Source organism: Kitasatospora cineracea (assembly GCF_003751605.1).
Classification (GTDB): domain Bacteria; phylum Actinomycetota; class Actinomycetes; order Streptomycetales; family Streptomycetaceae; genus Kitasatospora; species Kitasatospora cineracea.
The window spans coordinates 973095-994470 of sequence record NZ_RJVJ01000002.1; the positions used below are offsets into that span (position 1 = coordinate 973095).

Genomic DNA, 21376 nt, shown 5'->3' on the forward strand with positions numbered 1-21376 from the left:
CGGAAAGCAGTTCCCACCCACCCGCAAGTGCCCGCACGCCCGGAATCCGCGGTACTGCCCCCGCTGTACTCCTACGGCCGCGCAGAACTGGCCCCGCCCGAACGGCTGAACGGATGCGGTCGACCACGATCCGGGCCACCCGTACACCAAGTGCACAGTCCGGCCGCCTCGACGCCGGCCGGGACCGGACGACCGGTGCGTCGGCAGGTGCGAGACCACCGAGGCCGCGATGCACAAGGCGAACCCGGGGCTGTTCTTCGACCTGGCCGACAGCGCATCCGTGTACTGCTACCACTGCTACCACTGCGACCGCGAGATGACCGAGCTGTGGCGAGCTGTGGGAGGACTGACACCCAGAGCCGGCCAGGATGGAGACCACTTCGCCGCAGCCCCACCGCCCCCACCGCCCCCACCGCCCCCACCGGCCAGGCCGGGCATCCCGGAGGACTGAACCCCCGGACGGCCGGACTCGCCAGCTCGCCTCCCCGGAGAGGGCCGGCCCGCGTTCCGTGGCGACGGGCGGCCGGTCGGAGCCCGAGCCCGCTTCCGCTCCGCCCGCGCGGGACGCCGGGCCCCGCCCCCACCCCGGGCGGCAGCGGCGCGAGGTCCTGGGACACCCTTCCGTCCCAGCTGTGATTCACGTCACTTCCGGCGGCTCGGTGCAGCACTCGGCCCCGTTCCGCCGTCATGGGGACAGTGATCGGGACGGGGCGAGGAGAGGAGGTCGGCGGGTGAGGTTTCGCAGGAGCGGTCCGGGCAACGGATTCACGGAGTTCGTCGCACAGCGGTCGGGAGCGTTGTTCCGCACCGCGTATGCGCTGACCGGTGACGTGCACGTGGCCGAGGATCTGGTGCAGGAAGCGCTGGAGCGGGCGTGCCGACAGTGGCGGAAGGTCGCGGTGGCGGACTCGCCGGAGGCGTACGTGCGCAAAGTGCTGGTCAACCTGGCCAACGACCGCTGGCGGCGGCTGTCGCGCCTGGGCGAGCGCCCCGGGCTGTCGGGGGTGCCCGAGACGGCCGACCCCCGGGACCGGTTCGGGCAGGTGGATCTGCGCGCGGAACTGATCGAGGCACTGCTCGGGCTGCCGATGGGCATGCGCAGCGTGGTGGTCCTGTACTACCTGCACGATCTGGACGCCCGGCAGGTCGCCGACGTCCTGGACATCTCTTCGAGTGCGGTGAGGTCCCAGCTCGCCCGCGGCCTGGCCAAGCTGCGCGATTCCGTATCGGGCGCCCAGGCGCCGCACACCCCGTCGGCCGCTTTCGGAGGTACGAAGTGAGGAACACGTCGTCCGGACCCGCCCCGTTCGAGCCGGGCCTCGAAGCCGAGCTGCGTGCCGCGGTGGCCTCCTTCGCCGACGGGCCGACGGCGCCGGTCGTCGACGCGGCCGCGATCGAGCGAGTCGTCAGCCGCAGCCGCACCCGCCGGGCGCTCCTCGGCACCGCTGCGGCGTGCTGCGTGCTGGCGTGCGCCACGGTGGGGTTCTTCGCGCTGAAGCCCGTGCCGCCCGCACCCGGCGCCTCCCCGTCCCCACCGGCGAACGGGGCGTGCACCCCGCTCGCCACCGGCACCCCCAAGAGCGGAAGCGCCGATGCGACTCCGACACAGGAGCAGGAGCAGACCGCGGGAGCGGGCATCGCGCTGCCGAACCTGGCCGGCATGCCGGTCGAACAGGCCGGAAGCCTGCTGCGCGGACTCGGACTGAGCTGCACGATCATGCGGCACACGGACTGGAACGCTCCCGCCGGGCAGGTGATCAGCAGTGACCCCCGGGGCGGCGCAGAACCGGTGGCACCGGGCTCGTCCGTCCTCCTGCTGGTCTCGACGGGCAAACCCGGCAGGACCTGAGCGACCGGGCCCTTCGGCCCGCGCACCGGCGGACGGCGCCCCGTCCTGCCGGGCAGGGGAGCCACCCGGAGCGGGGGAACGGCTGCGGGTGGCGGGCTCCGATGCCGTCAGCCGCGCAGCTCGCTCGGCATCGTCTTCGGGTTGCGGAGGTCCTGCCCGAGGCGGCGGCCCCGACTGCCGTCCGGTGGTGCTGGCGCCCTATGGAAAGAACCGGGTAAAAGAACCCGCCCTCCCTCCCGGAGCGGGAAGGGAGGGCGGGTGGGGGCGTTGCCCCGAGGATGCCTGTCACCAGCAGCCGGGTACCGGCAGCGGCCGAAGGCGGGCCGGGGCCCGACGTGTCATTTCGCCTGCGGGGTGACCACGGACACCAGCGCGGGGAACAGCACGGTGGCGAGCGCGACGGCGGGCAGGGCGGCGAAGCTCGGCGGGATGCCGAACCTGGATGCCACCCAGGTCCCGGCTCCGGCGAAGATCGCCACCACGGCGGCCGCGGCAACCACCCGGGTCAGCGACAGGATCGAGGGCAGGAGCCGGGCGGTGTAGTCCTGTACCGGCTGGAGGTCCTTGAGCTCCTCCTTCGGCAGCAGGGCGCCCACCCGGCCGGCGACGTAGTTGTCGGCTATCTGCACCACGAGGTCGGCGATCTCCTTCGCCGCGCCGGCGGCGTCGACTGGGCAGCCGGGAGGCCGGAGCAGCTACAGCCTGCCGGTCAGCTCCAGCACGTCCACGAGCGCGGCGTCCAGGAGGTCGCAGACCTCGACGTCGGGGCGGGCCCGGTCCTCGCCCTCCGGTCGGACCGGCCGACGACCCGGTGCGCGCCGCGCACACCTGCGGGGCCTAGACCGCGATCACGGTCCAGGTTCCGTCCGGGCGATCATGTGCGGAGCCAGATGGCGAGGGCGGCTGCGGTGACGGTGCCGAGGTGGACGTAGCCGCGTTTGTCGTATCGGGTGGCGACGGCTCGGGCGTGCTTGGGCTTGTTGACGGCCCGTTCGACGGTGTTCCGCTTCCTGTACCTGTCCTCGTCGAAACCCGGTGGCCGCCCGCCGCGTGAGCCCTTGCGCCGGCGGGCCGCCCGGCTGTCGGTCTTCTCGGGGACGGTGTGCCGGATACCGCGCCTGCGCAGGTGGCCGCGGCGCGTCCCGTTGCTGTACGCCTTGTCGGTGGCCACGCTGTCGGGCGTCTTGCGGGGCCTGCCCGGGCCGGTGCGTGGGACGCGGATCTTCTCCGGCACGGGCTCGAACTGCGTGCAGTCCGCCCGCTGTCCCGCGGTGACGACCAGGGACAGCGGGCGGCAGCGGCCGTCCGCGCTCAGGTGGACCTTGGTGGTGAACCCGCCGCGCGAGCGGCCCAGGCCCTCACCTCCTGCACCGCCTCCGCCAGGCGGGCGGTCAGGCTCTGCCACGGCGTCTCGTCCTGGTGTTCTCCCGGCCCAGCCCCCTTCGACGCGAGGGCTGGCGGCGGGTCGGTGCGGGCGCCGGCCGCGTGCTGACGGGCCCGGACGACGGTGGAGTCGACCGAGATGTCCCAGTCGATGTCGCCGGCCGCGTCCGCCTCGGCCTGGACCCGCTGGAGCAGGCGCTCCCAAGTGCCGTGGGCCGACCACAGCCGGTGGCGTTCGTAGACCGTCTTCCAGGGACCGAACCGCTCGGGCAGGTCACGCCAGTGCACACCGGTCCGCACCCGGTACAGGATCCCGTCGATCACCTGCCGATGGTCCCGCCACCGACCACAACGCCCGTTGCCGACCGGCAGGAACGGCCGCAGCCGCTCCCACTCGGTATCCGTGAGATCTCCCCGCCCCATGCCCCGACCAACGAGCACGGCAGGCGACAGTCACATGATCGACCGGACAAGTCCTAGCCGCATTCCGCTCGTCGTACGGGCCCTCGGCGGGGGCGAGAAACGGTGGGCTGGTCACCTGCGAGGTCGAGATGGAGGCCGCGGACCTGGACCGGATTCGAGCCCTGGATCTCGAAGGTGCGGCCGCACCGGGCGGTGGTCCCGGAGCGCGGGCCGAGATTCTGAGGTTGCGTGGGTTCTTTCAAAAAAGCGGAGCAGATTTTCCAGAGTTCGCCAATGCGGGAATTTCCCAGAAGGCTGCAAATGGCGCAACCACTCCCCAATGCGCCCCAGTGGGTGTTTTGCCTTATTTGTGGATCAATATTCGGGGAAGGCGCTGCGCAGGCTTCCTTCTTGGTGCATGATCGATCCTGCTCCTTGTCCGGCGGCCCGCGGCGGCGCCGACTCATCGCTCGCAAGGAAGGCGGCGCGAATCATCAGCGATCCCCCTGCGTCCGCCATGATCCGCCCCAAGGTCCGCTCCGGAATCCACACTTGCGGTGCGGCTGTGCAGGCCGGCCCTCTCCTCCGGGTTTCTGTACACGCATTGGGTGGTTCACATCGAAATGCAAGTGATGGAAAGGTTCGCAGCCATCCGGAATCCTTCCGGCCGTTTTCCCGTGCCGTTCCGATCTGCCGAGGAAACAGCCGGTACGGGCCGCATGTGATCACCAGGCGCCACATGCCGGTCGACCGCATGCAGACGGCACAACCCGCGCGATCTGTCCAAGCGCGCCATTGCAGAGAGTCCTTGCCCGTTTCTTCGAAGTGGATCGATAACTGTGCCTGTTCATGTGACCGACTGTTCCTTCGGCTACCGGCGAGGGGTCCGGATCCTGGACGGCCTCAGCCTCAGCCTCGACGCGGGCTGCAGTGTGCTGCTCGGCCCCAACGGCGCCGGCAAGTCGACCCTGCTCGGGCTGGTCGCCTCCGCCCTCCGGCCCGAGGCCGGCCACATCGAGCTCGACGGACTGGACACCCGGAACAAGAAGGATCTGAGGGCCTACCGGCGCAAGGTCGGCTGGCTCCCCCAGCAGGTCCGTCCGGTGCCGGGCCTGCGCGTGCGGGAACAGGCTGCCTACGCAGGCTGGCTCAAGGGCATGTCCCGCAGTGAAGCGTGGGAGCGCTCGCAGCAGGCGATCGAGAAAGTCGGACTCGGCCCGCTCTCGGACCGGCGCAGCGCCGAACTGTCAGGAGGGCAGCTGCGCCGCCTCGGTATCGCCCAGACCCTGGTGCACGATGCCCAGCTCGTCTTGATGGACGAACCGACTGCCGGCCTGGACCCGGTGCAGCGCGGCGTGTTCCGTGAGTTGATCGGCGAGCTGAAGAGCTTCAGCAGTTTCGTCGTCTCGACCCATCAGACCGAAGACCTGGCGGAGATCTACGACTCGGTCGTACTGCTCGATCGAGGGCGGGTACGGCACCAGGGGCCGATCGACTCCTTCCTGGCTCTCGCCCCGGAAGACGTTTCCTCCGAGCGGCGTGCCGAGGCGGCCTACGCCGGCATCGTCACCGGGGAGGTGTGAGCATGCCCTGGCGCACCCTCATCCGTACGTCCTCCGCGTTGCGAGCCGCGCCCGTGCTGTTCGTGTGGCTCGTGATGTACAGCGGCAACATGACCGGATGGATCACCGAGGGCTACTGGCCGTCCGTCGCCTCCCAGAGCACTTTCCTGCTCAACTTCACGGCGCCTGCCGTCGCAGCCTGCGGGGCCTGGGAGGCCCTGAAGGTCCGCAGGTCTGCCGTCCTGAATACGGCGCCCGCCCGGTCTTCCACCATGATCGCCCTGGCCGCCCTCGCCCCGGCCCTGGCACTCGGCGCGGTCTCCGTTCTCCTGGCCTTGGCGATGTTCGTCCCGCAGGCCGGTGGCTTCCCCGGCTGGTCGCTCCCGGTCATCCTTCTGCTGGAACTGCTCGTCGTCCTCGCCCACGCCTCGGTCGGCTACGTGTTGGGGCTGGCTCTGCCCCGCCTGCTCGCCGTTCCTCTGACTTTGATCGCCAGCTTCGTGTGGATGGCCTACCCGTCGGCACTCGATATTTTCTGGGTCCGCCAGCTCAACGGCCGCAACCTCACCGAGTGCTGCGCGCTGGACCAGGTGCCGGCCACCCGCGCCGTGTGCGCCGCGGCAGTGGCCACTCTTGGGATGATCGCCGCTGCCTGGCTCTGGAACGGCCTTCGCGCACCTCTTCGGCTGACCGCCTTCGTTGCTCTCGCCGCCACCGTCGCCGCAGGAGCCTGGATCGCCGAGCCCCTCGACTTCCGTGCGGCACAGCCGCGTTCTGCGAGTGAGCAGACATGCACGGAGGGTACGCCGCAGATCTGCCTGTGGCCTGAGCAGCGGTCCGAGGCCTCGGACATCACCGGTTGGGCTTCTGAGGCCCAGCAGCGCCTCAATGCTGTCGGCGTGACTCAACTCGCCCCAGTGAAGCCGTTGTCCGACAAGCCCACGCGTGAAGACATCCAGTCCCTGATCGCTCTGGGCTCCATTCCGAACCACGCTCCCCCGTGCGCTTCCGAGCGCGGTGTCCGGTGGTCGGGGATCGAAGCCGTCGGTCCGCTCTCGGCCTGGCTGAAGCTGACCGCGGGAGTCGCCCCCCGGGCTGTGGAGACCCGGTACGGCCGACCCGCGGTGCAACTGGCCGGCCGGGTCATGACGCTGACCACCGAAGAGCAGCACACGTGGTTTCAGCGCAACGCCTCCACGCTGACCGGATGCGACACCAAGCCTGACCTTGATCCGTCCCACTTCCACCAGACTGCTGGCGCCCAGGCCGGAGGAGCGCAATGATCTGGTGGCTGCGCATCAGGCACGTACCCGCCGTGGCCGCCGGACTTCTTCTGTGCATCGCCCTGGGTGCCGCTGCGGACTCGGTCACGTTGCCGGTTCCCGTCATCATCGGGGGCCTGAGCTTCGATCTGCCGCTGCCGAGCCTGCTGCCGCTTCTTCCCGTCTGCCTGATCCTGCAGGGACAAGGTCGCGCTGACCACATGACAAAACGCGTCGCGGTCCGCTCCGTCGGCCGTTGGGACGCCGCCTTCATGGCCCTGTGCGTTCTGGCCAGCGTGGCCGCGGGCACCGCCCTGTCCGTGGGCGGAGCCGGTCAGGCTGCGGCGGCCATGGCCCGCGATTTCGCCGGCTACCTCGGCCTGGCCCTCATCCTCCGATGGCTCGTAGGGGAACGCTTCGCCTCAGTCGCCACAGCTGTCTTCCCTTTCTTCTGCGTCTCCTTCGGACTCGTCTTCAACCGGCCCAGAATCTGGGCCTGGCCCCTGCATTCCCCTTCATCCGTCACTGGAGCCCTCCAAGCAGCGCTCCTGCTGCTCATCGGAGCTGCCACCCTGGCCCTCCCCCGACCCCGCTTGGCACCAGCAGACACCGAGGAATGAAAAGGCGTTATCGGACCCTGGCCCTGGCCGACACGCTTCCACAACCGGTAGCACCACCGAGCCGGACGCGACCGGCAGGCTAGGTTCCGTCCGGTCGATCATGTGCGGAGCCAGATGCCGAGCGCTGCTGCCGTGACGGTGCCGAGGTGGCCGCAGCCGCGCCTGTCGTAGCGGGTGGCGACGGCTCGGGCGTGCTTGAGCCTGTCCGATGGCCCGTTCGACGGTGTCGCGTTTCCGGCAGCGCTCCTCGTCGAAGCCGGGTGGCCGTCCGCCGCGTGAGCCCTGGCGCAGGCCACGCCGTCGGGCGCCTCGCGGGGCCCGCCCGAGCCGGTGCGTGGGACGCGGATCTTCTGCGGCACGGGCTCGACTGCGTGCAGTCCGCCCGCTGTCCCGCGGTGACGACCTGGGACAGCGGGCGCCCGCTCAGATGCCGTCGAACTCCCCGCGCCCGGCCGCCGCCGCGAACGCGCTCCACGCGGTGGGCGAGACCGCCAGGACGGGACCCTGCGGGTCCTTGCTGTCCCGCACCAGCACGACGCCGTGCGACCCGGCCAGGTTCACGGCGGGCTGGACGCAGTCTCCGCCGTTGCCGTCGCTGTACGAGCTGGACTTGAACCACGCGATCGGCCGGAGCAGTTCGGTGTTGAAGTGCTGCGTGGACATGGAGTTGACCAGTCCTTTCATGACTCGGCGGATCAGCGCGGCCGAATCCGGAACGGAGAGCACGTGACCGCGAAGCCAATCATAGGCGCGGGAGTAGTACCTGATCTCTTCCGGATCGGTGGTGAAGTGACCGGATGTCAGGCTCTCGGAGTAGAGGTGCTGTCGGCCGTCCGGCATGGTCAGCAGGGTGAACGAGGTACCGGCGGGCGCGCGTTCGCCGAGTTCCAGCGGAGCGACCTGGATCACGATGTTCGGCCGCCGCATCAAGTCCAACAGGTGGTTCAGTTGACGGTGCATCATCTGCGGCCCGCCCACTACGCGCCGGATCACCGCTTCGTCGAGGACGACGGAGAGCAACGGCCCGCCGTCCGCCAGGAAGCGGGCCTGGCGACTGATCCGGGCTGCGACCGCCGCCTCGATCCGGGCGGGAGTGGGATTGATCTGTCGCCACTTGAAGATCGCTGCCGCGTAGCCGGGTTCCTGGCACGGGCCGGGGATGAGGCTGACCGAGTACCTCCGCACCTCCACCGCCTGCGCCTCCCGCTCGGCGAACACCTGGAACCACTCGGGGTGCGCCACCTCCCGGTACCAGCCCACCCGTTCGTAGGCGTTGGTCAACAGCCCTTCCGCGCCGATGAGTTGGTCGATGCGGCGGACCATCTCCACGGCCGGTACCCGTTCGCCCGACTCGAAGCGGCTGATGAGCGAGGGGTCGCAGTGCACCTCGCGGGCCAGCCCGGCCTTCTTGAGGCCGGCCTTCTCGCGCAGTTCCCCCAGCAGCCAGCCGAACGCGGCCGGGGTCATGTCCGTAGGGTTCCCGGGTGCTTCCCCCGTGCGACGCGCCAACCCCGCTCCCCAGTTCGATCATGACAGCTCGTCAGTGTCACGCCTCTCCGCCTGTTCACGGTACCGCTTTCTGCCGATGCTGGTGACGCACCGAGGAGAACACAGAGACAGGCGGTAACCGTCATGGGGAACTCCCTGCTCGACCGGCTGGAGCGGCAGGACCGGGCTTTCGCGCGCAAGGTGCGCGACGGCCTCCGGGACGCCCTCGGCTCGGCGGGCCTCAGGCTGCCCTCGCTGGGGGTGGAGCGGAGCGTCACCGGCGCGCACCTGGTGCAGTTGGGCGGTGTCGCTCCGGAGGTGGCGGGCGAGTTGGCGACGCTGGTGTGGGCGGGCGCGCCCTACGTGCGGGCCGTGCGGGGCGGGGAGTTCGCCGAGATCGCCGGGTCCGTCCGGTCTTACGGGCAGGGGGAGTTGCTGGTCGACACGGGGAGCGGGCGGCTGGGCGGGTTCTCCCACGTCGACGGGCGGGGCGCCCTGGTGCTGGTGCCGGCGGACGGGGGCGCGCCCTGGTCGGTGGGCCGGGGCGCGGTGCGCCGTCCCACCTGCGCCGACCTGGGCGCCGCCTCGTGAACGACGCTTTACGGCAACGGACTTGGGAGATCGCCGAGCGGCTCTCCCGGGCCGGCGGCGGCGGGGAGGCCCGACTGACCACCATCGCCGACGGCTTCCGGATCGAACTCTCCGTCATCCGGCCCGACGGACCCGACGACCCACCGGCCGTCCTCGCCGCACTCGCCCTCGGCGACCGCTGGGGACACAGCTACTCCCCCGCCTTCCGCAACAACGGCGTCGCCCGCGAGATCGTCTGGAGCGAAGTCCACCACCCCGTACCCGCACCCGCACCGGACGACGCCTGAGCACCCTCAACTTCCGTCCCCCGGAACGGCGTTCACCCGCTAGGCTGGCCGCAAGGGGACCGGGGCCGGCGGTACCGCACACGACGACCGCTGTCCGGAGGTGCCGGCGATGAACGCCAGCCACGCGGCCCACACCCGCCCGACCGACCCGCCCCGCCAGAACCACCCGAACCACCCGACCCGACTGCCCGGCGAGGGGCCCGGCGCCCCGCTGCCCGGCCCGGCCGCGCGGGTCGCCGTCGCCTTCGCGGGCCTGGACGGCGCGGGCACCGAACCGCTCACCTGGGGCCAGTGGTCGCTGTGGGAGGCGATGGTCCGGCACGGCTCCTGGATGCCGCTGGGCGGCGCCCGGCCGCTGGCGCCGGGAACGACCGTGCAGGACGTCGCGGACGAGCTGCGCCACCTGGTCACCCGTTACCCGTCGATGCGCACCCGGCTGCGCTTCGACGCCGGGCCCGAGCCCCGCCAGGAGGTGGCCGGGGCGGGCGAGGTGTTCCTGGAGGTGCACGACGCCCCCGACGGCGCCGACCCCGCGGCGACCGCCGCCGCCGTCGCGGCGCACCACCGGCACGCGCCGTTCGACCTGGCGGCGCACTGGCCGGTGCGGATGTCCGTGGTCCGGCACCGCGGCACGCCCACCCACCTGGTCGCCGTCATCTGCCACCTGGCGACCGACGCGGCCGGCGCCCGCACCATGCTGCGCGAGGTCGCCGCCAAGGAGCGCTCCCCGCTGCGCGGCCTGCAGCCGCTGGAGCAGGCCCGCTGGCAGCGCTCCCCCGCCGGGCGGCTCCAGGACGACCGGGCGCACCGCCACCACGAGCGGCTGCTGGCCGCGATCGTCCCGCGCCCGCTGCCCGCGGCGCCCCCGCCGCCCGGCCCCCGGTACTGGACCGCCGAACTGCGCAGCCGCGCCCTGCGGCCCGCCGTCCGCGCCGTCGCCCGGCGCACCGGCGCCACCCCCACCACCGTGCTGCTGGCCCTGTACGCGGCCGCGCTCGCCCGCGCCACCGCCGTCAACCCGGTGGTGGTGCGGCCCATGGTCGGCAACCGCTTCCGGCCGGGCCTGGCCGACGTGGTCTGCATGCTCTCCCAACTCGGCCTGTGCACGCTCGACCTGGCCGGCGCCACCCTCGACGAGGCGGTGGACCGCACCCGCCGCGCCACCCTGGGCGCCTACAAGTACGGCTACTACGACCCGCGCCGGTTCGCCGCCCTGCTCGACCGGGCCACCCGGGAGCGCCCGGGCCTCGATGTCTCCTGCGTCTTCAACGACCGCCGCGACGAGGCCCCCGACACCGCCGACGCCGCCGACGACACCCCCGCGCCCACCGCGGAGCAGTTGCGGGCGGCCCGCACCGGCACCGCCTTCCGCTGGGCGGAGCGCACCGACCGGCCGTCCGAGCGGCTGTTCCTGAACGTCGAGGACGAGCCGGAGGGCGTCCTGCTCTCCTTCACCGCGGACGTCCGGCTGCTGCCCCCGGACCGCTTCGAGCCCCTGCTGCGCGACGTCGAGGGCCTCGCGGTGACCGCCGCCCTGGACGGCACCGCCGCCACCGGCGTGTCCCCGGCCGCCCCCACCGGCGTGTCCCCGGCCGTCCCCGCACCCCCGACTACACGCCGTTCACCGCGCCGCCCAACCGGACCTCGCTGACCAACGGCCTGGCCACCGCGCCGTCCTGCGGCCCGGACGTCCCGGCCCCGCAGGCCGCGACCGCCGCCGCCGCGGCGCCGGACCGGGCCAACCCGGCCCAGATGAACCACCTCACCTGGTACGAGGCCCACGACTGGGCCACCCCGTACCCGGGCGAGCGGGCGGTCCTCGCCCCGGCGGACGTCCCGGGCGCCTACCTGCCCTCCGCGGAGCTCGACGGCTGACGCCGCCCCCGCCCCGGCGGAGCTGCCCGCCGCACCGTCCCCGGTGCGGCGGGCAGTTCCGTTCGGGCGGGCCTCGCCGTGCAGAGAGTAGGCGGCGGCCGCGCGCCCCGTCAATGAAAAGTACCGATATTCGATCGGAAACTCCTGCCGTCCGGACGCTTCGACGTTTTCCCAGCCCATCCGGCCCAGGGCGGCAACGAACCTGACGATTCGTCCAACTTCTGCTGCGTGCAGCCTTATTGACTGGGGCGGATTTCCGGCACTAGCTTCTTGGAAGTTCGATCGATATTTCGAAACTTTCGAAACATCTGACGTCCCTTCCCCACCCCCCAGCACCCCCGCACCAAGGAGTTCGCTGTGAAGCTACGCCGTCAGCTCGCGGCCGCCGCCGCCACCGCCGCCGTCCTCATGCTCGTCCCGTCCGCGGTCGCGGCCGCCGGCGGGGAGAAGGGCCGGGCCGACGACTCGCTGCGGGCCCTGGGCGCGCGCCAGGACCTGCGGATCGGCACCGCCGTCGACGACGCCCACCTCGGCAGCGACGCCGCCTACACCGGGATCGTCGCCGACCAGTTCTCCGTCGTCACCGCGGAGAACGCCATGAAGTGGGAGTCCGTGGAACCCACCCGGGGCAGCTACGACTGGGCCGCCGCCGACCGCCTGGTCCGCTTCGCCCAGCAGAACGACCAGAGCGTCCGCGGCCACACCCTGCTGTGGCACAACCAGCTGCCGTCCTGGCTCACCACTGGCGTCGCCGACGGCACCATCGGCACCGCCGAACTCCGCAACATCCTGCGCAAGCACGTCACCGACGAGGTCACCCGCTACCGCGGCAAGATCTGGCAGTGGGACGTCGCCAACGAGGTCTTCGCCAACTCCTGGGACCCCAACCCGCTGCCCAACGGCCTGAACGGCGACGACTTCTGGATCAAGAACCTGGGCGAGGGCGTCATCGCCGACGTCTTCCGCTGGGCCCACCAGGCCGACCCCAAGGCCCTGCTGTTCTACAACGACTACAACATCGCCGGACAGGACGGCAGCAACGCCAAGTTCCAGGCCGTCCACGACTTCTTCGCCAAGCTCGTCGCCCAGGGCGTGCCCGTCAACGGCATCGGCGAGCAGGGCCACCTCGACACCCAGTACGGCTTCGACGCCCAGCGCTTCCAGGCCGACCTCCAGTCCTACGGCGACCTCGGCCTGAAGGTCGCCGTCACCGAGGCCGACGTCCGCACCTTCGTCAACAACTCGACCGAGCAGGTCCCGACCAGCCAACTGGCCGCCTTCGCCCAGCCGTTCGAGTTCTCCGAGATGCTCAAGGGCTGCCAGCTGGTCCGCCAGTGCATCTCGTTCACCGCCTGGGGCGTCTACGACGGCGACTCCTGGATCCCCGGCACCTTCGCCGGCACCGGCTACGGCCTGCTCTACGACGTGGCCATGAAGCCGAAGCCCGCCTACTACGCCCTCCAGCAGGACCTCGCCCTCGCCGCGGGCAACGCCCGCCACAACGGCAAGTAACCCCCTCCCCCGCCGACCGGCCCGCCGGAGCGCCCACCCCCACGGGGCGCCCCGGCGGGCCCCTTCACGCCGGACGGGGCTCCGGGCCGCCGTCCTCCGGCCGCAGGAGGCCCCACGCGTCCAGGGCGAGGTAGGCCGCGGCGGTGTCGGTCAGCCCGCCCCTGCGGAGCACCCGGGTGCGGAACTCGTCCAGGGGGAGGGTGACGACCTCGACGAACTCGGTGCGTTCCGGGGCCGGTTCGGCGACCTTGACGCAGTCGGTGGCGAAGAAGGCGAAGCGCCGGGCGTCGGAGTAGGCGTCGTGCCAGTACGGTCCGGCCGCGTGGACCTCGCCCCGGTAGCCGGTCTCCTCCAGCAGTTCCCGGGCGACGGCGTCCAGCGCCTCCTCGCCGGGTTCGAGGAAGCCGCCCGGCAGCTCGTGGAGCACGCGGTCGGGGCCCGGGCGGTACTGGCGGGCGAGGACGACGCGGCGGTCGGGGGTGAGGGCGAGCACCGCGCCGGCCGGGCGCTCGCGCTTGAGGTAGAACTCCTCCCTCCGCCCGTCGGGCAGCTCGTAGTCGACGCGTTCCACGGACCGGCCGAACCTGCTGAAGACGGTGGTGCGTTCGATCGCGCGCCACGGGGCGGTGGTGTCGGTCATGCCCGGACTGTACGGCCCCGTCCCGGTGCCGGGCGGCCCCGCCGGCGACCGCGGTCCACGGCCGCTCAAGAGCGGCACGCCAGAATGCCGCTGCGGCAGGTGATCCTGAACGTGCCTCCGGTCGCGATCTCGGCGGCAGCGATCTCCGCCGCCCGGCTGACGGTCTCGTGGAACGGGACGCCGCTCTGGTCGGCCCACGCCTCGTAGGAGGCCAGGTGGGCGACGACCGGCGCAGGATCGGTGATCTCGATGATGCCGGGCAGCTCCCGTACGCGGATGTCCTTGAACTCCGCCCCGAGGTAGCCGGGCGCCCTCTCCAACGAGAAGCGGGAGCTGAGGGAGACGCGCGCCGGCCCCTCGGGAAGCCCGAGGACGTCACCTGCGGCCCTGGCCCAGAGCCGGTCCAGCTCCTGCTTGTCGGTATCGCTGTTGGTCGAGGCGATGAGCACGCCGCCGGGCCGGAGAACGCGGGCCAGTTCCGCGATCGCAGCCTCGATACCACCGACGTGGTACAGCATGTGCAGGGCCAGCACGGCGTCGGCGCCGTTGTCGGCGAAGGGCAGCGCCTGGGCGTCGGCCACCAGGACCGGCTCCTCGACACCGGCGAGGATGCCCGCCGAGATGTCCACCCCGACGACCTGGAGGTCGGGGCGGTCCCGGTGCAGGCGGCTGACGAACTTGCCGTTGCCGCAACCGACATCGAGGACGGTCCCGCTCGTACCGGCCAGTTCCTCGACGACGATCCCGGGCAGGTCGTACTGCGGCCGCTGCCACCGGTAGATCGACTGGCGGGCGGCCAGGTGGCGTCCGTCGGCGTAGGCGTTGTTCGCCAGGATCGCCCTGTCGGCGACTGCGGCGTCCTGCTGTGCGGTGTTGCTCGTCACTGCGGCAGCTCCGGAGGGTTCGTGAGTGCGGGTCGAGCGCAGGCTTCCCTGACATTCTCACGGAGCCTCAGGACGACCGGGGAGCCTGCGTAGGCGGGCTGGGCGAGACGAGTGCTCAGTGCCCGAAGGCGGCTGGAGATGCTCGCTGTTCGCCGGTCCGGTGCGGCGTCCAGCACCACCGAGAGCTTCTCCTGCACGCCGTCGAGGTCGCCGTGGGCGAGGTGGGCGCTGGCGAGGTCGAGTCGGGCGGCCAGCAGGTCGCCGGAGGACTGCTCCTGCTGCGGTGCGGACTCGTACAGGGTGATGGCCCGGGAGGACGCCTCGATGGCACGGTTCACGTGACGCCGGCTTCCCAGGGCCAGGAGGGCGGTGCCGGCGTAGGTCCACTGCTTGGCCTCGGGAAACGTGAACACGCCGGGAAGATCCACGGCGGCTACGGCGCTCCGCGCCGCCTCGGCAGCCTCTACGGCCCGCAGCGCGCCCGCGCTGTCGCCGAGCGCGGCGGCGGCCCGCGCTTCGAGGCCGAGCAGGCGGGCTGCGATCGTTCCGCTGTCCGCGTACGGCAGTCCCGCTCTGGCCAGCTCGGCGGCCTGGCGGTGGTCCTGCTGCCAGTAGGAGATCAGGGACTGGACGGATCGGATCCAGGCCCGGAGACCGTTGTGCCGGGCCGACTCCGCGCAGCGCCAGGCCGTTCGCGAATGCGTGGCCGCAGCTGTGTATTGGCCGAGGTCGAGGGCGACATGGGTGGCCAGGCCGCAGAGACGTCCGGCCTGCAGGTAGAGGTGGCTTGTCTGGTACGGGTGTTGGCGGCCTCGGAGTAAGTCGAACACTCCTCGCCGGAGGGTTCCGATGTCGTGGAAGAGCTCGGGCACCGGCTTGCTCACGTAGTCCGCGGCCAGCCTCGCGATGTCCGCGTCGATCTGTTCGAGCAGTGTGTCGTCCACGTTGGACGCGCTCGAGAAGCGAAGGAAGAGCGCGGACTCTGCCGAGTCGGCTGCCACCGCCGCTACAAGATTGTTGGCGTGATCCGTGCGCTGGACAGGCACAGGAAGCGAGACCTCGCCGACGCTGCTGGGCGGTGGGACTGCTTCGGCGGCTGCAGGAGGTACTGCCAACCGGTCGACCGGGAGTCCCAGGGCCCGGGCGAGCTTCGGCCGCATCCAGGGCTGCGGGGCGCCCCTACCGCTCTCCCATCGCCCCACGGTCGTGCGGTCCACATCGAGGGTCTCAGCCAGGGATTCCTGGGTGTGGCCGACAGCTTCCCTGTGCTGGATCAGCCGGGACCTCCTGGATGCCATTCCGCGTCCTCCAGAGGTACGTCAGTTCGCCTGCAGCCGTAACAGGCCAGGTCGTGACCGGGTTTGCGGCACGGATACCTCGTTGCCGCTTCAATTCTGCTCTGGTTCAACGGCGTTGGAGGCGGTTCTGTGGATACCTGCCGGGTGGATCCCGGCGCGAATCGGCCCGCCCCGTAGAACCGAAGGAGTACCTCGTGCCCGAGAACCTGACGGACAGCACCGAATTGGAGGGCGACGGCCTGTTGGTCGCCCGCGCGAAGGTCGCCGCGGCCCGCTCGCGTGGCGAGGTGCCGTCGGACGGCGGCTCCACCGGCCGCTCCGACGGCAACGACTGACGGCTGCATCACGATGACCGCCGAGCAGTTCTCGGTGGTCGAGCGTCTGGGCGGGGACGACTTCCTCGCCCGGACGCTCGGCCGCAGTTTCAAGGTCGCACGCGGCGAAGCCGCGTCACTCGCCGGACTCGTGAGCTGGGACGACCTCAACGCCATCCTGACGCACCACCGGTTCGAACCGCCTCGCCTGCGACTCGCTGCCAACGGCGAGCAGGTGCCCGCGCACACGTACTCCCAGCCGATCGTCACCCGGCGGAGCACCGTCTGGCACCGCCTCCAGCCCTCCGAACTGCACAAGCGCCTCGCCGACGGAGCCACCCTGGTCCTGGACGCCATCGACGAACTCCACCCCGGCATCAGCGCCCTGACCGGCCAACTGGAGCGCTGGCTGCGAACCGGCGTGCAGGCCAACCTGTACGCCTCCTGGACCGGCACCGAGGGCTTCGGCGTGCACTGGGACGATCACGACGTGGTCGTCGTCCAGCTCGACGGCGCGAAGCGCTGGCGCATCTACGGCCCCACCCGCGCGTTGCCGATGCACCGCGACGTCGAGACCCCGGAACCGCCGCCCGAGGTGCCCGTCGCCGAACTGGTCCTCACCGCCGGCGATGTGCTCTACCTGCCCCGGGGCTGGTGGCACGCCGTCGCCGCCTCCGAGGGCGAGCACTCGCTGCACGTCACGTGCGGGTTGCAGAGCACGACGGGCGCCGACTTGATCACCTGGCTGTCGGAGATGCTGCGCGCCCACGAGGCGGTCCGAGCAGACCTCCCGCGCTTCGGCAGCGCCGAGGAGCAGCGAGCCTTCCTCGACGCGATCGGCAAGCTCCTCGCAGGCGAGTTGGAGAGCGAGGACCTGATCGCCCGCTTCTCCTCCGCCCGCGACGCCACCGAGCGAGCCCGGCTCGCGCCGTCGCTGCCCCACATCACGGCGGCCCCGCCGGATGCCGATCTGCAGGTGCGGCTGGTCACCACGCGGCCCGCGCTCGTAGCCGCACCCGACGGCACCGCCCGGCTGACCGCCGGCGGCGAGGAGTGGACGTTCGCCGCCAAGGCCGAGCCGGTGCTCGCGCTCCTCGCCGACGGGGAACGCCACAGGCTGGCCGATCTCGCACAGGCCGCAGGCATCACCCTCGCGCAGGCGGCCGGCGTCGTGACGGAGCTGGTCGACGGCCAGGCCGCCGCGATCGGGGGCCCATGATGACCGCCCGGCTGGGCCTCGGCACCTACCGCTGTCACGATGTGGCCGAGGCCGCAGTGAGGGCCGCTTCCCGGGGTGCCGACTGGGTGGATACCGCGCCCAACTACGGGGGTGGTCGGGCGGAGGCGGCACTGGCCCTGGTTCTGGCGGCGTATCCGGATCTCCGCGTCTCCACGAAGGCGGGTTTCGTCCCTCCCGGTGCCGGGCGGACCGGCGTGCGCGCCGGTGCGCTCTCCGCCGGTGCTGCCGAACGCGGGCACTGCCTGGCACCTGACTACATCGCCTGGCAGGTCGCCCGTAGCAGGCGCGTGCTCGGCCGCATCCCCGACGTCGTGTTCCTGCACAACCCGGAACACGACTGTCAGGAGGACGAGATCGCCGGCCGGCTCCACTCCGCGTTCCTCGCCTTGGAGGAGGCGTGCAACCAGCGCGTCATCAATTCCTACGGAGTATCTACCTGGCGCGGTTTCAGCAGCGGGCTCTTCGACGTACCCGCCCTGCTCGAACTCGCGACCAAGGCCGGCGGCCCGCAGCACCACCTACGAGCTGTCCAACTCCCCGTCTCCCTCATCCACCTCGGCGCCGTCGCCCAGGCCCTCGACGGACACGGCCCGCTGGTCGATGCCCCGGCTGCGGGACTGGAGGTGTTCGCCTCCGCCCCGCTCCACGGTGGCGAGATCCCCGGCCTCGTGACCCGCGAGCTGACCGACCTGATCAGCCCCGGCAGCACGCCCGCGCAGGCTGCCCTCGCCGTCGTCGCCTCGACCACCGGAGTGGGACGCGTGCTCCTGTCGACCGGGAATCCGGAACACTGGGCGCAGGCCGCCGATGCCGTCGGCCGTCCGCCGTTGTCTCCGGGCGTGCTGCGAAGGGTCGTTGATGTACTCGGAACCTGAGCCGAACACCGCCGGGCGGATGCGCAGCATGCACACCGCGGCCGCGGCGGCGTTCGACGCCGCCCCGGTCGGCTCGCGCGAAGCGTGGGGCTGGCGGGGGCGTACCCTCAGCCGCCCGGTTGCCACGGCGTCCGGCAAGGGCTGGCTCCGCCTGGTGTCCGCACCGGCCGACCGGGCCGGTGGAAAGCTCTGGGAGGGACCGCAGGAGGCCGAGCGACTCATGCCTCCTGCGGTACCCAGGCCGCATCTGAGGGGCCGACACACCTGGACCAACGGTGAGCACGGCTACCTGGCGGAGCTGTACGACAGGATCACCGTCCCCACCATCACCACCCACGAACCGACCCTCCGGAAGGCCCCCGACCTGGACGACGCCTGGTGGGACGGGCTCAGCACCGCTCTCGACGTCATCGCTGCCGTCCCGAGCACCCGGGTGGCGGTCCGTCAGGAGTACCTGGACCGCGCCATGCCGCAGTACCTCGGCGTCCCGGTCGACACCAGGCTGCCCGCCTGGACGACCGCCCACGGCGACCTGCACTGGGCCAACCTCACGGGTCCGGCCCTCACGGTCCTCGACTGGGAGGGCTGGGGTGCCGCGCCCGCCGGGTACGACGCGGCACTGCTGCACTCCCACAGCCTCCTCGTGCCGGACACCGCGGCAGAGATCCGCCGGCGGCTCGGGTCCGTCCTCGACACACCGGCGGGGAGGTTCGCCGAGCTCGTGGTCATCACCGAACTCCTGCAGACCACCACCCGGGGCGACAACCTCGACCTTGAGGAGCCGCTGCGGCACAGGCTCTCCGAAATCACCGGCTGACCGGCGCTCGGCTCTTCCCGTCGAGGACACGGCCGCGCCCCCTGCCCGGAGTGGGAGGGGGCGCGGCCGGGACGCCGGACGGGCCGTCAGGCGGTGCGGAAGTCCGCGTGGAGGCGGCGGGTGTGGTCCAGGGTGCGGACCGGGCCGGTGAGGCGGACGGTGGCGGTGAGGCGGGGGTCGGTGCTGGAGGCGGCGAGCCGGAGTTCGAGGTCGCCCGGTTCGACGATCCGGCGGCCGTCGCGGCCGGTGAAGGAGGCGAGGTCGGCGGGGACGGTGACCCGGACCAGGGTGCGTTCGCCCGCGTCGAGGGTGATCCGGCGGTAGCCGATCAGTCGCTGCACCGGCTGGACCACGCTGGCGACGGGGTCGTGCAGGTAGAGCTGGACGGTCTCGCTGCCGGCCCGGTCGCCGGTGTTGTGCAGGGTGAAGGCGAGTTCGAAGGCGCCGTCGGTACCGGTGGCGGCCTGTTCGACGCCCAGGCCGCTCCAGTCGAAGGAGGTGTAGCCGATGCCGTGCCCGAAGCCGAACGCCGGGGTCGGGTCGGTGCTGGAGACCTCGCTGGGTCCGGCCAGGCGGGCGGCCAGGTAGGTGGAGGGCTGCACGCCCGGGCGGGCCGGGATGCTGACGGGGAGCCGGCCGGACGGGTTGACCCGGCCGCTGAGCACGGCGGCGACCGCCTCGGTCCCGGCCTCGCCGGGGAAGAAGGTCTGCACCAGGGCGGCCGCCTCGGTGACGGCGCGGCCCAGCGCGTAAGGGCGCCCGGCCAGCAGCACCGGGACGACGGGCTTGCCGGTGTCCAGCAGCGCGTCGAGCAACTGCCGCTGCACGCCGGGGAGTTCGAGCAGCTCCACGTCGCAGCCCTCACCGCTGGTGCCGCGCCCGAACAGGCCGGCCCGGTCGCCGAGCGCGACGATCACCACGTCGGCCCGGCGGGCGGTCTCGAGCGCCTCGGCGAACCCGGAGGTGTCGGCGGTGTCGATGCCCGACCCGGCCGCCGTCCAGATCTCGCTGCCGGGGAACTCGGCCGCCAACGCCTGCCGCAGCGTGGGCAGTTCGATGCCGACCGGGGTGTCCGGGTGCTGGCTGCCGACGTGCACGGGGAAGGCGTAGCAGCCGAGCACCGAGGTCGGGGTGTCCGCGTTGGGGCCGATCAGCGCGATCCGGCGCGGGGCGCGCAGCGGCAGGGTGCCGTCGTTGCTGAGCAGCACCACGGCCCGTTCGGCGATCTCCCGGGCCAGCTGCCGGTTCTCCGGCCGGTCCAGGTCGACGGTGCCGCGCAGCGCCCGCGGGTCGTCCAGCGGCCGGCCGGCCAGCACCGCGGGGACGGCCTGCCAGTCCTCGTCGAGCAGGCCGAGTTCGGCCTTCTGGGTCAGCACCCGGCGCAGCGCCCGGTCGATCAGCGCCTCGGGGACGGTGCCGTCCTGGACGGCCCGCAGCAGCGGTTCGCCGAAGGTCTTGACGGTGGGCAGTTCCACGTCGACGCCGCTGTCCAGGGCGAGGGCGGCGGCCTGCGCCCAGTCCCCGGCGACGCCGTGCAGCAGTTTGAGGAAGGCGATGCCGAAGTAGTCGGCGACCACCGTCCCGTCGAATCCCCAGGTGTCGCGCAGCAGCCCGGTGAGCAGTTCGCCGTCGGCGGCCGAGGGGACGCCGTCGGTGTCGGTGTAGGCGTGCATGACCGAGCGCGGGCGGCCCTCGCGGACGGCCATCTCGAACGGCGGCAGGATGACGTCGGCGCGCTCGCGGGCGCCCATCCCGACCGGGGCGAGGTTGCGTCCGGCGCGGGAGGCGGAGTACCCGGCGAAGTGCTTGAGGGTGGCGACGATGCCCGCGGACTCCAGGCCCTGCACGTAGGCGGTGGCCACCGTTCCGACCAGGTACGGGTCCTCGCCGATGGTCTCCTCGACCCGGCCCCAGCGGGCGTCGCGGACCACGTCCAGGACGGGGGCGAGGCCCTGGTGGACGCCGACCGAGCGCATGTCGCGGCCGATCGCGGCGGCCATCTCGCGGACCAGGTCGGGGTCGAAGGTGGCGCCCCAGGACAGCGGCACCGGGTAGGCGGTGGCGCCCCAGGCGGCGAAGCCGGCCAGGCACTCCTCGTGGGCCAGCGCGGGGATGCCGAACCGGTTGGCGGCGGCGATCCGCTGCTGGCTGCGGGCCAGCGAGAGCGCGCCGAGCGCCGGGTCGACCGGGACGGTGCCGAACGGGCGGGTCAGCTGGCCCAGGCCGTTCGGCAGCAGGTCGTCGAGGTCGGGCGGCTCCTCCATGTCGTGCTGGTGCGGGGCGACGTCGCCGCCCTCGTCGGAGGCGCCGACCCAGAGGCCGACCAGCTGGCCGAGCTTCTCGGGGAGCGTCATCTCGGCGATCAGGGCGTCCGCGCGCTCCGCCGGGGTCAGCGTGCGGTCGCGCCAGCGGGGGGCGGAGGAGGGGGCGGTGGGTGCGGCCGGGTTCGTCTCGGCGGCCAGTTCGGCGGTCATTTC

Annotated in this window: 20 protein-coding genes and 1 pseudogene; 14 read left to right on the forward strand and 7 right to left on the reverse strand. The window is 72.1% G+C overall.

Annotated elements, in window-relative coordinates:
• Positions 1-797: 797 nt before the first annotated feature.
• Both EDD39_RS30735 and EDD39_RS30740 read left to right on the forward strand, forming a co-directional pair.
• Complete coding sequence (locus EDD39_RS30735; RefSeq protein ID WP_223245410.1) at positions 798-1280, forward strand: SigE family RNA polymerase sigma factor; 483 nt, start codon at positions 798-800, stop codon at positions 1278-1280.
• Positions 1277-1849 (forward strand): PASTA domain-containing protein, encoded by a 573-nt coding sequence (locus tag EDD39_RS30740; protein WP_123562314.1) that lies wholly within the window; start codon positions 1277-1279, stop codon positions 1847-1849. The genes EDD39_RS30735 and EDD39_RS30740 overlap by 4 nt, the downstream gene beginning before the upstream one ends.
• 338 nt (positions 1850-2187) lie before the next feature.
• Here EDD39_RS30740 and EDD39_RS30745 read toward each other — a convergent pair whose 3' ends face one another.
• Both EDD39_RS30745 and EDD39_RS30750 read right to left on the reverse strand, forming a co-directional pair.
• Entirely contained in the window at positions 2188-2481 is a 294-nt protein-coding gene (locus EDD39_RS30745; protein ID WP_123562316.1) for a hypothetical protein, read from the reverse strand.
• Between the two features lie 242 nt (positions 2482-2723).
• Positions 2724-3655, reverse strand: a protein-coding gene (locus tag EDD39_RS30750) for an IS5 family transposase (protein WP_425269779.1) whose coding sequence is annotated in 2 segments (ribosomal slippage) — positions 2724-3260 and positions 3263-3655 — 930 coding nt in all. Because the reading frame shifts where the segments join, the coding sequence is not laid out codon by codon here.
• 818 nt (positions 3656-4473) lie between these two features.
• Between EDD39_RS30750 and EDD39_RS30755 the strand changes: the two genes are divergently transcribed.
• The 3 genes from EDD39_RS30755 to EDD39_RS30765 are packed head-to-tail and all read left to right on the forward strand — an operon-like array spanning position 4474 to position 7078.
• On the forward strand, positions 4474-5217 hold the full coding sequence (locus EDD39_RS30755) for an ATP-binding cassette domain-containing protein (RefSeq protein ID WP_123562318.1): 744 nt from the start codon (positions 4474-4476) through the stop codon (positions 5215-5217).
• Between the two features lie 2 nt (positions 5218-5219).
• Positions 5220-6479 carry a DUF7224 domain-containing protein gene (locus EDD39_RS30760; RefSeq protein WP_123562320.1) on the forward strand — a complete coding sequence of 420 codons (1260 nt, stop codon included), beginning with the start codon at positions 5220-5222 and terminating at the stop codon, positions 6477-6479.
• Positions 6476-7078, forward strand: coding sequence for a hypothetical protein (locus EDD39_RS30765; protein WP_123562322.1), 603 nt, complete (start codon positions 6476-6478; stop codon positions 7076-7078). The genes EDD39_RS30760 and EDD39_RS30765 overlap by 4 nt, the downstream gene beginning before the upstream one ends.
• Positions 7079-7501: 423 nt before the next feature.
• Here the strand turns inward: EDD39_RS30765 and EDD39_RS30770 are convergent, their stop codons facing one another.
• Positions 7502-8545, reverse strand: a complete 1044-nt coding sequence (locus EDD39_RS30770; protein WP_123562324.1) for a Scr1 family TA system antitoxin-like transcriptional regulator — start codon at positions 8543-8545, stop codon at positions 7502-7504.
• Positions 8546-8710: 165 nt separating this feature from the next.
• Here EDD39_RS30770 and EDD39_RS30775 point away from each other — a divergent pair, with 165 nt between their 5' ends.
• The 5 genes and pseudogenes from EDD39_RS30775 to EDD39_RS30795 all read left to right on the forward strand — a co-directional run bounded on the left by EDD39_RS30775 (position 8711) and on the right by EDD39_RS30795 (position 12831).
• Complete coding sequence (locus EDD39_RS30775; protein WP_123562326.1) at positions 8711-9157, forward strand: hypothetical protein; 447 nt, start codon at positions 8711-8713, stop codon at positions 9155-9157.
• Positions 9154-9444 (forward strand): hypothetical protein, encoded by a 291-nt coding sequence (locus tag EDD39_RS30780; RefSeq protein ID WP_123562328.1) that lies wholly within the window; start codon positions 9154-9156, stop codon positions 9442-9444. The genes EDD39_RS30775 and EDD39_RS30780 overlap by 4 nt, the downstream gene beginning before the upstream one ends.
• Positions 9445-9775: 331 nt before the next feature.
• Complete coding sequence (locus EDD39_RS30785; protein WP_279638468.1) at positions 9776-11095, forward strand: condensation domain-containing protein; 1320 nt, start codon at positions 9776-9778, stop codon at positions 11093-11095.
• A pseudogene (locus tag EDD39_RS30790) lies at positions 11050-11319 on the forward strand (hypothetical protein); the annotation flags it as partial. The gene EDD39_RS30785 and the pseudogene EDD39_RS30790, both read left to right, overlap by 46 nt.
• A gap of 357 nt (positions 11320-11676) precedes the next feature.
• Positions 11677-12831, forward strand: coding sequence for an endo-1,4-beta-xylanase (locus EDD39_RS30795; RefSeq protein ID WP_123562332.1), 1155 nt, complete (start codon positions 11677-11679; stop codon positions 12829-12831).
• A 64-nt stretch (positions 12832-12895) separates the two neighbouring features.
• Here the strand turns inward: EDD39_RS30795 and EDD39_RS30800 are convergent, their stop codons facing one another.
• From EDD39_RS30800 to EDD39_RS30810, 3 genes are all read right to left on the reverse strand, one after another.
• Positions 12896-13471 (reverse strand): NUDIX hydrolase, encoded by a 576-nt coding sequence (locus tag EDD39_RS30800; protein WP_123562334.1) that lies wholly within the window; start codon positions 13469-13471, stop codon positions 12896-12898.
• Positions 13472-13536: 65 nt separating this feature from the next.
• The gene (locus tag EDD39_RS30805) at positions 13537-14355 is read right to left on the reverse strand and encodes a class I SAM-dependent methyltransferase (RefSeq protein ID WP_123562336.1); all 819 of its coding nucleotides are present in this window, start codon (positions 14353-14355) and stop codon (positions 13537-13539) included.
• Complete coding sequence (locus EDD39_RS30810) at positions 14352-15653, reverse strand: helix-turn-helix transcriptional regulator (RefSeq protein WP_123562338.1); 1302 nt, start codon at positions 15651-15653, stop codon at positions 14352-14354. Before EDD39_RS30810 ends, EDD39_RS30805 begins: the two co-directional genes overlap by 4 nt.
• 194 nt (positions 15654-15847) lie before the next feature.
• Between EDD39_RS30810 and EDD39_RS39940 the strand changes: the two genes are divergently transcribed.
• Genes EDD39_RS39940 through EDD39_RS30825 form a run of 4 tightly spaced genes read left to right on the forward strand, consistent with a single transcriptional unit; the run spans position 15848 to position 18899 of the window.
• Complete coding sequence (locus tag EDD39_RS39940) at positions 15848-15988, forward strand: hypothetical protein (RefSeq protein WP_162870221.1); 141 nt, start codon at positions 15848-15850, stop codon at positions 15986-15988.
• 13 nt (positions 15989-16001) lie between these two features.
• On the forward strand, positions 16002-17186 hold the full coding sequence (locus EDD39_RS30815; protein ID WP_123562340.1) for a cupin domain-containing protein: 1185 nt from the start codon (positions 16002-16004) through the stop codon (positions 17184-17186).
• Positions 17183-18082, forward strand: coding sequence for an aldo/keto reductase (locus tag EDD39_RS30820; protein ID WP_341869348.1), 900 nt, complete (start codon positions 17183-17185; stop codon positions 18080-18082). Before EDD39_RS30815 ends, EDD39_RS30820 begins: the two co-directional genes overlap by 4 nt.
• Positions 18066-18899 (forward strand): hypothetical protein, encoded by an 834-nt coding sequence (locus tag EDD39_RS30825; RefSeq protein WP_123562342.1) that lies wholly within the window; start codon positions 18066-18068, stop codon positions 18897-18899. The genes EDD39_RS30820 and EDD39_RS30825 overlap by 17 nt, the downstream gene beginning before the upstream one ends.
• Before the next feature lie 86 nt (positions 18900-18985).
• Here the strand turns inward: EDD39_RS30825 and EDD39_RS30830 are convergent, their stop codons facing one another.
• Positions 18986-21373 (reverse strand): beta-xylosidase/alpha-l-arabinosidase, encoded by a 2388-nt coding sequence (locus EDD39_RS30830; RefSeq protein ID WP_123562344.1) that lies wholly within the window; start codon positions 21371-21373, stop codon positions 18986-18988.
• Between the last annotated feature and the right edge of the window lie 3 nt (positions 21374-21376).

What these genes read in the sequence shown, in the direction of transcription:
- EDD39_RS30760 (WP_123562320.1), top strand. Translation starts at nt 5,220, where the DNA reads ATGCCCTGGCGCACCCTCATCCGTACGTCCTCCGCGTTGCGAGCCGCG.
- EDD39_RS30765 (WP_123562322.1), top strand. Translation starts at nt 6,476, where the DNA reads ATGATCTGGTGGCTGCGCATCAGGCACGTACCCGCCGTGGCCGCCGGA.
- EDD39_RS30770 (WP_123562324.1), bottom strand. Translation starts at nt 8,545, where the DNA reads ATGACCCCGGCCGCGTTCGGCTGGCTGCTGGGGGAACTGCGCGAGAAG.
- EDD39_RS30775 (WP_123562326.1), top strand. Translation starts at nt 8,711, where the DNA reads ATGGGGAACTCCCTGCTCGACCGGCTGGAGCGGCAGGACCGGGCTTTC.
- EDD39_RS30785 (WP_279638468.1), top strand. Translation starts at nt 9,776, where the DNA reads ATGCCGCTGGGCGGCGCCCGGCCGCTGGCGCCGGGAACGACCGTGCAG.
- EDD39_RS30800 (WP_123562334.1), bottom strand. Translation starts at nt 13,471, where the DNA reads ATGACCGACACCACCGCCCCGTGGCGCGCGATCGAACGCACCACCGTC.
- EDD39_RS30810 (WP_123562338.1), bottom strand. Translation starts at nt 15,653, where the DNA reads ATGGCATCCAGGAGGTCCCGGCTGATCCAGCACAGGGAAGCTGTCGGC.
- EDD39_RS30815 (WP_123562340.1), top strand. Translation starts at nt 16,002, where the DNA reads ATGACCGCCGAGCAGTTCTCGGTGGTCGAGCGTCTGGGCGGGGACGAC.
- EDD39_RS30820 (WP_341869348.1), top strand. Translation starts at nt 17,183, where the DNA reads ATGATGACCGCCCGGCTGGGCCTCGGCACCTACCGCTGTCACGATGTG.
- EDD39_RS30825 (WP_123562342.1), top strand. Translation starts at nt 18,066, where the DNA reads ATGTACTCGGAACCTGAGCCGAACACCGCCGGGCGGATGCGCAGCATG.
- EDD39_RS30830 (WP_123562344.1), bottom strand. Translation starts at nt 21,373, where the DNA reads ATGACCGCCGAACTGGCCGCCGAGACGAACCCGGCCGCACCCACCGCC.